14 protein-coding genes and 1 pseudogene are annotated in these 15,184 nt (G+C 39.0%); 5 read left to right on the plus strand and 10 right to left on the minus strand.

Annotated features, from left to right (window positions below):
• Nucleotides 1-83: 83 nt before the first annotated feature.
• The 6 genes from IGI47_RS13875 to IGI47_RS13900 all read right to left on the minus strand — a co-directional run bounded on the left by IGI47_RS13875 (nt 84) and on the right by IGI47_RS13900 (nt 7,639).
• The gene (locus IGI47_RS13875; protein ID WP_005875469.1) at nt 84-800 is read right to left on the minus strand and encodes an MIP/aquaporin family protein; all 717 of its coding nucleotides are present in this window, start codon (nt 798-800) and stop codon (nt 84-86) included.
• Nucleotides 801-2,624: a type 1 glycerol-3-phosphate oxidase gene (gene glpO, locus IGI47_RS13880; protein WP_167592334.1), complete on the minus strand. Its 1,824-nt coding sequence runs from the start codon at nt 2,622-2,624 to the stop codon at nt 801-803.
• A gap of 14 nt (nt 2,625-2,638) precedes the next feature.
• Complete coding sequence (glpK, locus tag IGI47_RS13885) at nt 2,639-4,135, minus strand: glycerol kinase GlpK (RefSeq protein ID WP_438784542.1); 1,497 nt, start codon at nt 4,133-4,135, stop codon at nt 2,639-2,641.
• Nucleotides 4,136-4,248: 113 nt separating this feature from the next.
• The gene (locus tag IGI47_RS13890) at nt 4,249-5,709 is read right to left on the minus strand and encodes a helix-turn-helix domain-containing protein (RefSeq protein WP_438784543.1); all 1,461 of its coding nucleotides are present in this window, start codon (nt 5,707-5,709) and stop codon (nt 4,249-4,251) included.
• Nucleotides 5,699-6,997, minus strand: coding sequence for an FAD-dependent oxidoreductase (locus tag IGI47_RS13895; protein ID WP_438784544.1), 1,299 nt, complete (start codon nt 6,995-6,997; stop codon nt 5,699-5,701). The genes IGI47_RS13890 and IGI47_RS13895 overlap by 11 nt, the downstream gene beginning before the upstream one ends.
• A gap of 339 nt (nt 6,998-7,336) precedes the next feature.
• Complete coding sequence (locus IGI47_RS13900; RefSeq protein WP_311930412.1) at nt 7,337-7,639, minus strand: hypothetical protein; 303 nt, start codon at nt 7,637-7,639, stop codon at nt 7,337-7,339.
• A gap of 168 nt (nt 7,640-7,807) precedes the next feature.
• Between IGI47_RS13900 and IGI47_RS13905 the strand changes: the two are divergent.
• From IGI47_RS13905 to IGI47_RS13915, 3 genes and pseudogenes are all read left to right on the plus strand, one after another.
• Nucleotides 7,808-9,285 (plus strand): annotated as a pseudogene (locus tag IGI47_RS13905) (UbiD family decarboxylase).
• A gap of 119 nt (nt 9,286-9,404) precedes the next feature.
• The gene (locus IGI47_RS13910; RefSeq protein WP_438784545.1) at nt 9,405-9,974 is read left to right on the plus strand and encodes a UbiX family flavin prenyltransferase; all 570 of its coding nucleotides are present in this window, start codon (nt 9,405-9,407) and stop codon (nt 9,972-9,974) included.
• 1 nt (nt 9,975) lies between these two features.
• A complete protein-coding gene (locus IGI47_RS13915; RefSeq protein ID WP_438784546.1) occupies nt 9,976-10,395 on the plus strand; it encodes an amino acid decarboxylase in 420 nt (139 codons plus the stop codon).
• An 84-nt stretch (nt 10,396-10,479) separates the two neighbouring features.
• On the opposite strand, the gene IGI47_RS13920 is transcribed toward IGI47_RS13915, so the two are convergent.
• The 3 genes from IGI47_RS13920 to IGI47_RS13930 all read right to left on the minus strand — a co-directional run bounded on the left by IGI47_RS13920 (nt 10,480) and on the right by IGI47_RS13930 (nt 13,149).
• A complete protein-coding gene (locus tag IGI47_RS13920; RefSeq protein WP_438784547.1) occupies nt 10,480-10,767 on the minus strand; it encodes a DUF1905 domain-containing protein in 288 nt (95 codons plus the stop codon).
• A 202-nt stretch (nt 10,768-10,969) separates the two neighbouring features.
• Nucleotides 10,970-11,680, minus strand: a complete 711-nt coding sequence (locus tag IGI47_RS13925; RefSeq protein ID WP_438784548.1) for a DUF4811 domain-containing protein — start codon at nt 11,678-11,680, stop codon at nt 10,970-10,972.
• Nucleotides 11,677-13,149: an MDR family MFS transporter gene (locus tag IGI47_RS13930; protein ID WP_438784549.1), complete on the minus strand. Its 1,473-nt coding sequence runs from the start codon at nt 13,147-13,149 to the stop codon at nt 11,677-11,679. Before IGI47_RS13930 ends, IGI47_RS13925 begins: the two co-directional genes overlap by 4 nt.
• A gap of 137 nt (nt 13,150-13,286) precedes the next feature.
• On the opposite strand from IGI47_RS13930, the gene IGI47_RS13935 reads away from it, so the two are divergent.
• Entirely contained in the window at nt 13,287-13,766 is a 480-nt protein-coding gene (locus IGI47_RS13935; RefSeq protein ID WP_311930492.1) for a MerR family transcriptional regulator, read from the plus strand.
• 75 nt (nt 13,767-13,841) lie between these two features.
• On the opposite strand, the gene IGI47_RS13940 is transcribed toward IGI47_RS13935, so the two are convergent.
• On the minus strand, nt 13,842-14,381 hold the full coding sequence (locus IGI47_RS13940) for a PadR family transcriptional regulator (RefSeq protein WP_311930420.1): 540 nt from the start codon (nt 14,379-14,381) through the stop codon (nt 13,842-13,844).
• 103 nt (nt 14,382-14,484) lie between these two features.
• Between IGI47_RS13940 and IGI47_RS13945 the strand changes: the two genes are divergently transcribed.
• Nucleotides 14,485-15,015 (plus strand): phenolic acid decarboxylase, encoded by a 531-nt coding sequence (locus tag IGI47_RS13945; RefSeq protein ID WP_438784550.1) that lies wholly within the window; start codon nt 14,485-14,487, stop codon nt 15,013-15,015.
• Nucleotides 15,016-15,184: the final 169 nt, after the last annotated feature.

The raw sequence follows: 15,184 nt of genomic DNA on the forward strand, positions 1-15,184 counted from the left end.
CGAAGGAGTTACTTCTGTTCCCGCCGTTTATTCGAGAGTCTGTAGCAAACCTGACTTTTAGATTTGTCCCACATTCAAACGTCTTAGACCATCAACATGTATACTCCCACTGCTACAATAGCGCCAACCATTGGTCCAACTACTGGCACCCAAGAATAGGCCCAGTCTGAAGTTCCTTTGTTTCCGATCGGCAATACTGCATGAGCAATACGCGGACCAAGGTCACGAGCTGGATTGATCGCATATCCGGTAGGTCCGCCTAATGAAAGACCGATAGCCAAGATCAATCCACCGACAGCAAATACATTTGTACCATCTGCAAAAGCATTTTGCCCAAATGCAAGTAGCCCTAAAACCAAGACAAATGTGCCAATCAATTCAGTAATAAAGTTAGCTGGATAATTACGTATAGCTGGACCAGTTGCAAATGTACCTAAAATAGCATCTTGGTCTTTTGTTACGCCCCAATGAGGTAGATATGCTAACCAAACAAGAATCGCCCCAACAAAAGCTCCTAACATTTGTGCAATAATAAATGGGATCACGAGGTTCCAACCGATTGCTCCTGTCATTGCCATAGCTAAAGATACTGCTGGATTCAAATGTGCTGGTCCCATAAATCCAGAAATATAGACACCCATCGTTACAGCCATGCCCCAACCAAATGCAATGACGATCCAACCTGAAGCTTGCGCTTTGCTCTTGTTTAAGTTGACTGCCGCACAAACACCATCACCTAGTAAAATCAAAATCATCGTCCCAATGAATTCACCCATGATCTGGGTCATCTCTGCATTCATTTATTTCTCCTCCTTTAGGTCACGTAAATCCGACTCAGCAATCAATTCTTCTAACCGATTTTCTTGACGTTTTTTCTCTTCTGGTGACCAAGCAAAGTATGTGGCGATTGCATCAATGATTGGTTGTTTGATTGCATCCAATTGATCTCTTTCAAACAATAGATGATTCGTTCGACGAATCAAATAATCACCTGGTGCCAAGACCATTTCTTCTTCTAATCCGTAACGTAAGCGAGCAGATTCTGCCAAACTTAACCCTGGATATGGTGTCATATCTTTTGCAAGTGCGTAGATTTTCTTCGCATTCGTGCCATAGAAGTCCGCAATATAACTAGCGTCTTCCTCCGCTAATCCTGCTTCAACACCGATTTTTGTTAATTCTTCGACTGTTTCTTCTAATTTAGTTGGGTCAAAATCTCCCCCTGACACTGGATAATGCTTCGAATCGATTTCTTTGGCTGTCACACCATATTCGTCTTTTAACAATTGACGGATCAATTTCAATGCCCCTTCTGCCATCTTACGATAGTCGGTGATCTTACCACCAGAAAGTGTCACTAATCCGTCTGGTTCTCTTTCCAAAGAACTTCCTCGAGAAACCGTTGATGGTGCTTTTTCGTCGCGACTGTTTTCCAAGTGATTCAATACATCTTCGACTTCTACACGTGTTACTTTGTTTTCTTTATATTCTGTGACTGTATCAATTACTTTCCCAAAGCTTTTATCTGAAATCGAACCATTGTCACCGCCATTATAGTCTGAACCAGAATTTCCAATCAGTAAAGGACGTAAGCCTGCCCAGCTTGCCTCAACATCTTGTAACGTGATATTCGCTTCTGGATAACGATGGTTGACAACTTCCAACAAATAATCCACATCTTCTTGTGTCACTTTAGGATCGGTGTAGTCCCCTTGATAATCTGTATCAGTTGTGCCAAAATAGGTTTTATTTTCTCTAGGAATCGCAAAGACCATACGGCCATCTTGTTTTCCTGTATCAAAATAAGTTGGTTGTGGCACTGGTAATTTTTTGGCATCTACCACTAAATGGATTCCTTTTGTAGGACGCATTTTAGGGGAAACTGCTCGTTTGAAATTCAAGTTGCGTATCTTATCTACCCACGGACCGCTTGTATTGATCACTATTTTTGCTTTGATTTCTACTACTTCGTCTGTTAATAAATCCCGCGCTTTAACGCCTATGATCTGATCGTTGTCATATAAAAAGCCAACCGCTTTCATTTTACTTACCAGATAAGCCCCATCTTCTGCTGCTTTCTTGATATTTTCGATGACTAAACGGGAATCGTTGTTGCGAAAGTCCAAGTATACACCTGCACCCTTTAGACCTTCTTTTTTCAAGAAAGGTTCACGTTCTAAAACTTCTTCGGGAGTCAATGTGTAATTCTCGTATTTGGTACCGGTCACATTTGCCAACTTGTCATAAAGATCCATTGCGACTTTGACTGAAAACATATTGAATGTCGTCGCCCCTTCATCTTCGTAGATCGGTAGTAGCATTGGATCAGGTTTTGGTATATGAGGTGCGATACTTTGTACAACAGCTCGCTCGCCTACTGTATCAGCAACTACTTCCACATCAAATGTTTTTAAGTAACGAATGCCTCCATGGACTAGTTTCGTTGAACGTGAAGAAGTTCCTTCTGCAAAATCCTGCATTTCGATCAGACCGGTTTTGATTCCTGAAGCTGCTGCTTGGATGGCTACACCAGCACCAGTGATCCCACCACCGATGATCAATAAATCTAATTCTTCTTGTTGCATTTTTTCAATATTTTCTTGTCTCGTTCCTCTTGAAAACATAACGTTCCCTCCCTTTACTCAAATGCTTGTGTAGCAGCGACTGCTTTTTTCCAGCCACTATATAGTTTTTCTCTTCGTTCTTCTGGCATTTCGACTTCAAACATTTTACCAGCTTCATAAAATTCTCTGATCTCATCTGTGTCTTTCCAGTAACCGACAGCCAAACCAGCAAGGAAAGCAGCACCTAATGCCGTAGTTTCCAAATTTTCCGCTCTTTGGATCGGTACATTCAAGATATCTGTCTGGAATTGCATCAAATATTCATTATTTGCTGCGCCGCCATCTACTTTCAGCACTGGGATCTTGATTCCTGTATCATCTTGCATTGTGTCAATGATATCTCTTACTTGATATGCGATTGACTGTAAAGTAGCTTTGATGATGTCTTCTTTCGTTGTGCCTCGCGTCAAACCAAACATCGAACCTCTAGCAGCTTGATCCCAATATGGAGCACCTAGACCTACAAAAGCTGGGACAACGTAGACTTCATCGTCACTCGTGGAACATTTCGCAGCTTCTTGCGAGTCACTCGCTTTTTGGAGCATTTGCAAGCCGTCACGTAACCATTGGATCGATGACCCAGCTACAAAAATACTCCCCTCAAGTGCATAGTAAACCTTACCATTTATCCCATAACCGATCGTCGTCAATAAATTGTTTTTAGATAATTGCGGTTCTTCCCCTGTATTCATGACGATGAATGAACCAGTTCCATACGTATTTTTGACCATTCCTGGTTCAAATGCCATTTGACCAAATAAAGCTGCTTGTTGGTCCCCTGCCATTCCAGAAATTGGCGCTTCACTGCCATAAAAGTGATAACCTTGCGTGTAACCGTAAACTTCAGAATTCGAAGTTGGTTTCGGTAACATCACTCGTGGGATATTTAATAGGTCAAGTATTTCTTGATCCCAATCAAGATCGTGGATATTGAATAGCATTGTTCGACTCGCATTTGAATAGTCAGTCACATGAGCTTGTCCATCTGTTAATTTCCAAACCAACCATGAATCGATTGTTCCAAAAAGTAACTCGCCTTTTTCTGCTCGCTCTTGCGCTCCTTCTACGTGATCTAAAATCCAGCGAATTTTTGTCGCTGAAAAGTAAGCATCGATCACTAAGCCTGTTTTTTTATGGAAAAATTCTTGATAGCCTTCGTTTTTGAGGTTATCTGCAATAGCGGCAGATTGACGAGATTGCCATACAACTGCATGATAGATGGGACGGCCTGTGTCTTTTTCCCAAATGACAGTCGTTTCACGCTGATTCGTAATACCGATCCCAGCAATTTGATTCGGCTTGATCCCAGATTCAATAAATGCTCCCGCAATGACGGATTGAACAGAATTCCAAATTTCGTTGGCATCATGTTCTACCCAACTTTCTTTAGGAAAGAATTGTGTAAATTCCTTTTGTGAGCTACCGATATGTCTCCCTTTTTTGTCAAAGATGATTGCTCGTGAACTAGTTGTTCCTTGGTCGATGGCCATGATATACGTTGATTCAGTCATTATAATCTCCTCCATTTTTGCAAACGCTTTCTTAATCTACTTTTATCTTACACCTATTTATTTCAAAGAAACTGCCAAAAAAATAGCGATTTGGACTTTTTTTGACAGTTTTCTTAATTTTTAGCTTTTTTCTCTTGCTCAATTTTCTGTTTCAACCTTTTGATATCATAGGTTGAAGCAAACTCTGATAAATAATAATAGTGTTGATTTTGTTTTTCTTGATTAAAAGTGATTACTAGATCATAGGATTTTTCTGCACGCACATTTTCAATATCGATTCCACTGATCCCTTTAAGTTCTCTAAGTAAAAATTGTTGGAACGCAATTCGATAAATCGGCAATGTGTCAATATCGATTCCGATTTTGACAGACTTGGCAATGTAAAAATCGATCATCATCAAAACATTCGCATATTGGATCATCAAATATTCTAATTGTGCCTCGTCAAATTTTTTAGAAGAAAATTGTTCAATGGTTGTTTCTTTTAGCCGTTCTAGTAACTGACTGAGGGAGTGTCCCAACATCTTTTTTTGTTGTGCCAATAGATGTTCTTGATCGTAGATCAGCATATGCCCGTCAAAAAAATATAGTTCATTATTGATTTGTGCCAGTTGATAACCCACAGCCTTTTCTTCCTTTATTTTTAGACGTCTGGGCCGATAATGCCACAACATTGTTTCTCGGATATATGTATCCAAGACAGCAGTCGGCAGTTTTTTGCTACGCGTCAAATCATACTGATAAAAGTGTTCCTCATCCAATACTGCAAATGACACAAAAAAACTGTAGAACATGAGTGTTTCATAATTACTCAAGTCAGCCGCAGTTCGACTTAGATAAAGCGAAAGGACTGGATCAATCACTTGGTACAACCGATCGTTCTCATAAAGTGTTTTTCTTGTTTTCAACGTTTTGAACGTCGTTTTTTCACTCATTAGTCGTTTCCTCGTAATTCCTAACCAACAAGCAATTTTTATTGATGCATCCGCTGAAAAAGTTGTTTCTACCGAACGTTCCAACCCTAGGATCAATGGTCGTTTTTCCGGTATATTCTGTAAGAAAAGCGGTCGTTGAGATTCTGGGATGAATTGAAAGAGGACATAATAAAAGTACCGAACTTGTAGTTCTTCCCCATAGATTTGTCCATTTTTGATTTGAAGAGAAAATTCTTTCAATAAATGATTCAATTCTTTGATTTTGCGAAAAACAGAAGATTCGCTGATATTGAATGCAGTGGCTAAACGAACGATCGACGCTTGTTGGTGTTCTAAAAGATATGTGAGCAAATTGAATTTCAAACTTTGTTGAAGCAAGAATAGACATATCTGTTCTAAACTTGTGTCTTCACCTAATTCAAGGATAACTTGAAACTCTGTTCGTTTGACTTCCACTTTTTTGCGCATCATCGAACCGATCCATTCAATATCTTCAAGGTACTGGTCAAAGGCTGATTTAGAAAGATTCACTTTCTCCCTTAGTTCACTGCTAGAGGCCTTGCCACCCTGTAACACAAGTTCTCTCAACAACAAGACTTGTAACTGTTCTTTTTTTTCCAATAATTGTTCAATCTTCATGGGTGTCTTCAACCACCTTTGTAAAAGGGATCGGCATCCGATATTCTGGTTGGAAGAATAATTCGTGTTCCTCAAGTTGTTCCAATGTCCAGCTTTCTTCGATTGCTAGCGTAAATTGATCCAACAGATGGAAAATATTGCCTTTGCTTTGAAGCTGTGCACCAACTAACTGTTGCTGTTCATTTTGGATGATCTTGATCTTTACTGGCTGATGATTCGTAGCAGAAACCTGAGTTGTTAGATACTCTTTTGTGATTTGTTGGGGATAAAAAATACTTTCTTCTTCTGTTAACCCTACGCTTCCTAGAAAGTAGCCAAACCAATGATTACCCACTGGACGATAGGTCCCCGGGTCTTTCGTTGGTTTGCCACTGATCGTTCGACTAACGATATGTGCCGTGCGTATCGCATTATTTACCAGTGACACGTACATTTTTTCTTCTGTCGGACGAAAAGTCACCTGGATCGTGTCACCAATTGCGTAAATGTTTTTTGCCGAAGTTTGTAAGTAATCATCCACCCAGATCGTTCCATCATCGTTTAGTTTCAATTTCTCTTGCCAAAGTCGGTTATCTGGTCTTGTGTGGTTTGCCAATAAAACCAGATCATACCGTTCTTTTCGCTGATCCGTAGTGACTGTCACTGACTCAGATTCCACCAACGATTGGACCTGCTCGTTCAAGAAGACAGGAATCTTTCTTTTTTCCAGTTCTTCACGTAACGGGGCAACCACTTCAGGATCAAAATAGCGGAACAACAAATTTTTTCGGCTTTCATATAAGTGGATCTGCTTATTTTGACCCATCAATCCTTCCGCCAGTTCAATACCCACCTGACCGGCACCAACAATAGCTACCTTTTGTGCTTGTGCGATTTTTTCTTCTAAAGGTTCCTTTAAATGAGCATCTCTCACCGAACGGATCAATTCGCTTTCTGTACTGATCGTTTTAAATTGCTGGTTGGACCCTGTAGCGATGACTAAGTGATCAAAAGTCAACTGGCCACCGTTTTGCAAAATAAGCGTGTTCGTCGTTGTCCCTAACGAAGCCACTTCTGTATTGATTCGCACATCCACATTGTATACCGCTTCCATTTTTTCTTTTGTCATCCAGTAAAGCTGCTTTTCCTCAGTGATTTCTTTTTTCAAAAGCAAGTTGATTCCACTGGGGATAAATCCTATCTTCGCCTGTTTTTCAATCAATATGATTTCACTATCCGGACAATGCTTGCGCAGTGCCATTGCAGTGTGGGTTCCTGCAAAGGAACCACCAACGATCACGACTCTCATTCATTTCCCTCTTTTCTAACACCTTAATTGAAGGGTATCATGTAACAGCAAATGTTTCAAAAAATGTACTCAGTAACCGCTGAATCCCCCCTCTATCACGAAAGATGAAGCAAACCTGAAAAATACTCACATACCAAAAACACCGAAGTTATTCCAAAAAATAAAGTAAGACGAACAATCTTTTTCGTAGTAAACGTCAGATTGTTCGTCTTTTTTTAGCACTCATATCCTTAAATAGGCTATTTTCCCCCGTACACTTTACCTGGATGTTTTACCTAACTTGTTACTTCTCAAAAACGTTATGTACTTCTTCTACCTCCTGACTTTCTAACTCGTTCACTATAACTCTGCCATTGAGCTGCTTCCATCACGCCATAATTCTTCTGATGTATAACGATCCTTTCCATTTAGAACCACTGTTCCATCATCTTCAATAGTGATGTTCGAACCGATCCACATATTTCGACTAACTGTTAACAGAAGTTTTCGTTTCCCTTTACCACGTTTTCCGAATTGCAAGGAATCTGTCATATCTCCGACCCAGTGTGTACGTATGAATCTCGTTGATCCATCCTCAAATTCAACTTTTAAAACATTCGCTAGATTTTCAGCACGTACTGCTTTTGGAAACTGTTTCGTCATTTTCTCTCCACTTCCTTTGTGATCGCTTTCTTTTAATTGTATCACAGACTATCGAATGATAAAAATGCGTATCCATTCCACTATGGAATAGAAATCTTCATAACTTGAATTGTTTCACTACCCTAAGGCTCGTACTATAAAGAAGGAAAGAAAAAGGAGGAAATACAAATGACAGAACAACCCTATGACTTAAGAAAAGTCATCAAAGAACTAAAAACTCTTCCTGGTCAATACCATGAAACGGATCTTGAGATTGATCCAGAAGCAGATTTATCTGGTGTATATCGCTATATTGGTGCTGGCGGTACGGTCAAACGTCCCACACAAGAAGGACCTGCAGTGACCTTCAACAATATCAAAGGCTTTCCTGGAAAACGAGTAAGCATCGGAACAATGGCTAGCCGCAAACGTGTTGGTCAAATCTTACACCATGATTATCGTACATTGGGACGCTTCTTAAAAGATGCCGTTGAGCATCCCCTTAAACCTGTGAAAGTAGACAAAGCGGATGCCCCTGTACAAGAAGTTGTCCACCTTGCAACAGATGCAGATTTCGATATCCGCAACATTTTACCTGCTCCAAAAAATACACCCGAAGATGCTGGCCCATATATCACAATGGGCGTTGTTTTAGGTTCTGATCCTGAAAAAACAATGAGTGACGTAACTATCCATCGCATGGTTTTGGAAGATAAAGATACAATTGGCATGTACATCATGCCTGGCGGGCGTCACATCGGCCATTTCCAAAAACAATTTGAAGCATTGAATCAGCCAATGCCTATTACAATCAATATTGGATTAGATCCAGCGATTGCCATCGGAACAACTTTTGAGCCACCTACCACTCCTCTTGGCTACAATGAACTATGGTGTGCAGGTGCTTTACGTAATGAACCCATTCAACTCGTTGACGGTGTTGCAGTAAACGAAGTTGGAATTGCCCGCGCAGAATTCATTATTGAAGCAGAAATCATGCCTAACAAAACAATGCAAGAAGATATCAACACGAACTCAGGAAAAGCAATGCCCGAGTTTCCTGGTTATACAGGTGATGCAAATCCGGCTGTGAATGTCGTTAAGGTAAAAGCCATTACTCACCGCAAAGATAATCCAATCATGCAAACAACGATTGGTCCAAGCGAAGAACATGTTTCTATGGCTGGCATCCCTCTACCGAAGCAAGTATTCTAGCACTTGTGGATAAAGCAATTCCTGGCAAAGTCGTCAATGTTTACAATCCACCAGCTGGAGGCGGCAAATTGATGACAATCATGCAAATTCACAAAGAAAATGAAGCTGATGAAGGAATCCAACGCCAAGCAGCAATCCTTGCATTGTCCGCCTTCAAAGAATTAAAAACAGTTATTTTAGTTGATGAAGATGTCGATATCTTTGATATGAACGATGTTATGTGGACATTCAACACTCGTTTCCAAGGAGATAGAGATATCATCGTGATTCCTGGTATGAGAAATCATCCACTCGACCCTTCAGAGTTACCACAATACAATCCTGGCGTTATACGCTTCCGCGGGATGAGCGCAAAAACAATCTTCGATGGCACCGTGCCATTCGACATGAAAGAGCATTTTATTCGTGCGCAATTCAAAGAAGTAGATAACTGGAAAGACTATTTAAACTAAGTCTGATGATACGTCATTTCAGAGTCCTTACCGATTGGTTCTTTCTCATTGATCTTGTTTGATGAGAGAGCCAATTGTTATTTTCCTTTAATACTAAAAAATAGAAGGGAACGATCTAAATGAAAAAGAAAAAAATCGTGGTTGGTGTAAGTGGCGCTTCTGGTATCATTTATGCAATCAATTTTGTAAAAAAATTAAAAGAAAACCCACTAGTCGAAACACATGGTATTATCAGCACTTGGGCAAAAGAAAATTTAAAATTGGAATCAGATATGACGCTTCATGAATTTGAAGACCTATTTGATTATCATTATTCGAACAAAGACTTAGGAGCAGCTGTAGCAAGTGGTTCTTTTTTAACAGACGGTATGGTCATCGTTCCTGCGAGCATGAAAACAATCTCAGGTATCTCTATTGGTTTAGGAGAGAATCTGATTACTCGCGCAGCCGATGTGACATTGAAAGAACAAAGAAAATTAGTCCTCGTTCCTCGAGAAACGCCGTTGAATGCGATTCACCTAGAAAATCTAACCAAATTAGCACGTCTTGGCGTTCAAATCATTCCACCAATCCCTGCTTTTTATAATCATCCTGAAACGATCCAAGACCTTGTGGATCATCATACCATGAAATTACTAGATCAATTTAGTATCGAAAATGACACCTCAAGACATTGGCAAGGTGAGTAAGATGGAGGAAATCAAACGATTTTTAGTCACACAAGAAGCTTTTACGATGCAAGCAAATGTACAAGTTATCGGCAAAGATTTACTGATAACGATTACTGGTGGCAATGTAGCACATATCGGGACAGTCACCACTTTTTCTAAAGAGACAAAAGCGCAAACGATTCGTTTCCCTAGTCATGATGGTCGCTTCCATAAAGATGATGTCTTAGCACAATCGCTCTTTGCCATCATTAAAGATGAACTACCAGGGAATTGCGTTATCACTTCAGGTGTCCATGTCGACCACATTACGAATGCACAGATCCATGCCTCTTTTTCCATGGCAGAAAGTTTGGGGCAGCGAATTTTAGCTTGGATGCAGAACTACCATTTCGACAACGAAAAACCTCTTTATTATACCAATGGAGAAAAACCATCCTAACTAAAAATAGATTGGCACTAGCAGACCAAAACAGAAATACTGACTGTTCAGTTGCTTACCAATCTGTTTTTTTATTTTACAGTTTTATTCTCTCTGCTCTATTGTTACATTTACACGATCACCGATGTCTTTTCCGATTTTCTTGCGAATGTCTTTTCGAATACCTAAAATATAGCAAATACTGCCATCTTCCCTTTTCACACCCATATTCACAATACTACCTTCATATGAAACTCCATCAAACATTGCTTGGACTTTGACTCGTCCTGCGCCAAATTCTTTTCTGATGTCATAAGGAAAAACAATGTATGCACCTCCCTTACCAACTTCCGAAGAATAAATAAGTGATTCAAAAGAATATGTTTTTCCCATTGCTTTCTCCTACTTTTTTTATTTTAGTATACCAAAAAAAGAGATAGATCATCGCTCCCAACGCTAGAGAACGGATCTTTGAAGTATGAACAAAAAAAGCCGAACCATTCATAATAACTTTCGTTATCATTGAAATGATCCGGATTGTTTGTTGAAACTTTGAAGTAGTCCCTCTTTTTGAATTGTACCTTTTGTTAAGAGATTACTCTCCTTTAGCTTCTTTTACTAATTTCGCTAAAGCTTGTTTTTGATAATCTGCGGCTAAGTCTTTTGTTAATTTTGCTTGTTCTTCTTGACTCATCGTTGGATTTTCAGTCATCGCTTTAACAATACCTTCTTGCACATAAGCTTTAGCATCATTTGCCATTGTGCTTTGTTGTTGTTTCACTAGTTCAGCTAATTTTTCTGCTTGATCTGTACTTAATTCGATCCAGTCCGCTGGAATCTTGAATATATTGACACGTTTGTCGTATTCATGATTGTTACCTGCTAGATTGAACCAGAATTTATACATGTCATTCTTATATTCCCAATAAGTGGTTTTCGATACTTTCTCTGCTTCACCACTTGTTTGTTCTACTTTATTTGTTTCATTATCGGTACCAGTCGCTTTTGGTTTCTTTTGATCTTCATCGGTGCGGTAAAGATAAACCTTTTCTGTTCCATCCCCTAATGCTTTATATAAAAGCATATTGGTATTATCAGATTTTGCACTAGAAACGATTTTCGTTGTTTTTGTTTCTGTTACTCTTTCCATTCCGAAGTGGTTAGAAAGGTTAGCAACGATCAAACCCAATGAGGCAACAAAAATCAAACCAAAAACCAATGATAGGAATGTTTGCCATGATTTTTTTGCAAATACATTTGTAGCTGCAAAGGCGATTAAACTAATGATCAATACTGCGATTATCATGCTTTATCCCCCGCTTTCGTTTGAACAGGTTCTTTTCTCTTCAATGCAAAGGCAATCAAGAAGCCGATGATTCCAAAGACGATTGCTACAATGAAGGCTGCATGGTAACCAGATAATGTCGCATTGATTGCTTGATCTTTATAAGCTAAAGGTGTGCTATTCAATACTGATTTACCTGGAAGGTTGTCTTTTGTCACATTCGTCAATACGCTGATCAAAATAGCTGTACCGATCGAGCTGGCAATTTGACGGAACGTATTGTTTACTGCCGTGCCATGACTGATCAATTTATTTGGTAAAGCATTCATACCAGATGTAGTAACTGGCATCATAACCATTGAGATACCGAACATGCGGATTGCATAAAGAACGACGATATATAAGACTGGTGTTGTTTTTGTTAGGAATGCAAACGGCGCTGTCGCAGCGGTTAAGATGAACATCCCGATAATTGCTAAACGTTTTGCTCCATATTTATCAAAAATGGCTCCAGTGATCGGCATCATTGCCCCCATGATCAAAGCACCTGGCAATAGCATCAAACCAGAAAGGAATGCTGATTCACCACGGATATTTTGGATATATAGAGGTACAACCATTTCAGCACCCACCATGGCCATGTTTGTTACTCCAGCCAATACAGCCGCAATTGTAAAGGTAGACGATTTGAATACGCGTAGTTCCAAGAATGGATTTTCCAAATGAAGTTGGCGCCATGCAAATAATGCAATAAATACGACACCTACGATCAAGAAACCAATTACTTTGGCACTGCCCCAACCAGCGTCACCAACACTTGAGAATCCGTAAAGTAAGCTACCGAATCCAATAGTTGAAAGAATAGCTGATAAAATATCTATACTTGGATTAGATAGAGGAATCACGCTTCTCATTAAGAAGAATGCCAACACTAAAACTAAAACGACGATTGGTAAAATCATACCAAAAAGATCACGCCAATGATAATTATCAATGATGTAACCTGATAAAGTTGGGCCCAAGGCAGGCGCTAGTCCAATAACGATCCCTGACATCCCCATTACTGACCCTCTTTTTTCTGGTGGGAAGATGGATAACATAATGTTTTGTAATAAAGGCATCGAGATCCCTACACCACATGCTTGGATCAAACGTCCAATCAATAATGTACTGAAGTTTGGTGCAACAAAACAAGTAATTGTTCCAATCAAGAAAATGGACATAGCTGAAAAATATAAGTTTCTTGAACTAAACTTATTGATCAACCAAGCTGTGATTGGAATCATGATTCCGTTAACTAATAGGAATCCGGTTGTAAGCCATTGTACGCTTGAAGCAGAAATATCGAAAGCTTTCATCAACGTAGGGAAAGCTGTTGTTAATAATGTCTGATTCAAAACCGTACAAAACGTACCAATCAATAAAACAACGACTAAAAGTGTCCGATTATATGGTTTGCCGTAAATATCTACGGGTTGATTTTTACTCATATTTCTCCTTCTTTCTGAATTTTTTCTGAAACCACTAGAATACTTTAGTCCTATTTTTTACGTTTGTCAACCTACTTGACACATAAGTTAATGAAAGTATAATGGAGGAAACAGGAAGGACAAAAGGAGTGACTAAAATGGTTGGTGCTTCTCTCAAACGATTGTTAGAAAATGATCAATTACTAGTCGGAATTAGTGAATTAAGTGAACTCGTCGGGGTTTCTCCTCGACAATTACGTTATTGGGAACAAAAAGGATTGATAGACTCCATCGCAGCAGATAGCAATTGTCCTCGAAAATATCGTTTGCCAACAGTCGTAAAAGTTGAAATGATCAAACTTTATTTAGATGAAGGCTATACTTTGATGAAAGCCGCGGAAAAAGCAACGATCCGTCAAAAGAAAATGCATCACGTCAGAAAGGTTTTCTCTAAAGCAATCAAGGAAATCGAGTTAATCGATGAACGTTATACCGTCCTCTTAATTGGAGATTTCAAAAAAGAAGATGCACAGATCTATATCATTCATGATGAAAAAACAGATGAACTAACGTATAATGTTTTGCCTGTGGGTGAAAAAATAGATGTAAAACAATTGATAACTGACCTTTATTCATAGAAGTCAAAAAAATGTAGTTGATGGTCTAGCCTTCCTCCAGTTGTTGGATGTGGCTTTCTCATCAGCTACATTTTTTCATTTTTCTTCTAATACACTGGCCAACCAATTGGTATATTCCGTTTCACGATTGATTGCATGTGAAAGAATCAGATAATGCCCATAGTTCTCATGTTTTTCCTTTTCTGTAGGGAATATCACTGCTTTTCGTGCTAATAGGTGGACACGCTTTTCTTCATGGAGATCTCTTTGCTGTTCAATGATCTCTCTCAGTGCCGGATCATTGACGTCTTTAACAAAATACAGCTTTAACACAAATTCATCCCGATTAACTGGTAATTCATTCGTAGGCGTATGGATCCATTCGTTCAATAATATTTTCCCTTCTTCTGTTAGTCGATAAATCTTTTTTTCCAATTTCATACCAGTTATTTCAACTTCATGTTCGATGATTCCCCGTTCTTCCATTTTTGTCAGTTCTGGATAAATCTGACTATGTTTCGCTTGCCAAAACTCACCGATTTCATTTTTAAATGATTGATTCAGTTCATATCCTGACATGCTTTTCTTGCTCAGCAACCCTAATAAAATATAGCGCAATGTGTTTTTTCTCGCCATCAGTCTTCCTCCTTGACAAATCATTCAATTCATTTTATCATAAATAAGTAATCAAAAACATGTAGTTTATTACATGTTTTTGATTAAAGGGAGATGCTTAGGCATGAAAGAATTTAAAGAATTAGAAGATTTTATTGGTACACATTTTATCTACACATATGACAACGGTTGGGAATATGAATGGTATGCAAAAAATAACCATACTGTCGATTACCGTATTCATGGTGGGATGGTTAAAGGACGTTGGGTCAAAGATCAAGAAGCTGACATCGTAAAATTAACTGATGGGGTATTTAAAATTACTTGGACTGAACCAACAGGTACAGATGTTGCATTAGACTTTATGCCAAATGAAAAGAAATTACACGGCACGATATTCTTCCCTAAATGGGTCGAAGAACATCCAGAAATCACTGTAACTTTCCAAAATGAACACATCGCTGAAATGGAAGCTGCTCGTGAAAAATATGAAACTTATCCAAAATTATTGGTACCAGAATTTGCCACGATCACTTACATGGGCGATGCTGGCGTAGATAATGAAGATGTCATCAGCGAAGAACCTTATGAAGGTATGCCTGCAGATATCCGTGAAGGCAGATACTTTGACGAAAATTACAAACGTGTGAAATAAGCGATTATGTAGTGTGGTTGGATCAAAAGTAAAAATCACTTTGATCTTACCACTCAAAAAAGGGAGTGGGACAAAAGTAAGAAACACTTTTGCCTCATTCTTTAAAAACGAATAAACGGTGAGAGCAGAAGCAACTCCTTCGGAAATAAGCCGAAATTCACAAAAATTT

The organism is Enterococcus sp. AZ191, assembly GCF_051713845.1.
In the GTDB taxonomy this organism is placed as follows: domain Bacteria; phylum Bacillota; class Bacilli; order Lactobacillales; family Enterococcaceae; genus Enterococcus_B; species Enterococcus_B durans.

Bases quoted from the DNA above. Each gene is read 5' to 3' on its own strand.
- IGI47_RS13935 (WP_311930492.1), top strand. From the start codon at position 13,287: ATGGTTGGTGCTTCTCTCAAACGATTGTTAGAAAATGATCAATTACTA.
- glpK (WP_438784542.1), bottom strand. From the start codon at position 4,135: ATGACTGAATCAACGTATATCATGGCCATCGACCAAGGAACAACTAGT.
- IGI47_RS13940 (WP_311930420.1), bottom strand. From the start codon at position 14,381: ATGGCGAGAAAAAACACATTGCGCTATATTTTATTAGGGTTGCTGAGC.
- IGI47_RS13925 (WP_438784548.1), bottom strand. From the start codon at position 11,680: ATGATAATCGCAGTATTGATCATTAGTTTAATCGCCTTTGCAGCTACA.
- IGI47_RS13890 (WP_438784543.1), bottom strand. From the start codon at position 5,709: ATGAAGATTGAACAATTATTGGAAAAAAAAGAACAGTTACAAGTCTTG.
- IGI47_RS13930 (WP_438784549.1), bottom strand. From the start codon at position 13,149: ATGAGTAAAAATCAACCCGTAGATATTTACGGCAAACCATATAATCGG.
- IGI47_RS13895 (WP_438784544.1), bottom strand. From the start codon at position 6,997: ATGAGAGTCGTGATCGTTGGTGGTTCCTTTGCAGGAACCCACACTGCA.
- glpO (WP_167592334.1), bottom strand. From the start codon at position 2,624: ATGTTTTCAAGAGGAACGAGACAAGAAAATATTGAAAAAATGCAACAA.
- IGI47_RS13900 (WP_311930412.1), bottom strand. From the start codon at position 7,639: ATGACGAAACAGTTTCCAAAAGCAGTACGTGCTGAAAATCTAGCGAAT.
- IGI47_RS13910 (WP_438784545.1), top strand. From the start codon at position 9,405: ATGAAAAAGAAAAAAATCGTGGTTGGTGTAAGTGGCGCTTCTGGTATC.
- IGI47_RS13875 (WP_005875469.1), bottom strand. From the start codon at position 800: ATGAATGCAGAGATGACCCAGATCATGGGTGAATTCATTGGGACGATG.
- IGI47_RS13945 (WP_438784550.1), top strand. From the start codon at position 14,485: ATGAAAGAATTTAAAGAATTAGAAGATTTTATTGGTACACATTTTATC.
- IGI47_RS13920 (WP_438784547.1), bottom strand. From the start codon at position 10,767: ATGGGAAAAACATATTCTTTTGAATCACTTATTTATTCTTCGGAAGTT.
- IGI47_RS13915 (WP_438784546.1), top strand. From the start codon at position 9,976: ATGGAGGAAATCAAACGATTTTTAGTCACACAAGAAGCTTTTACGATG.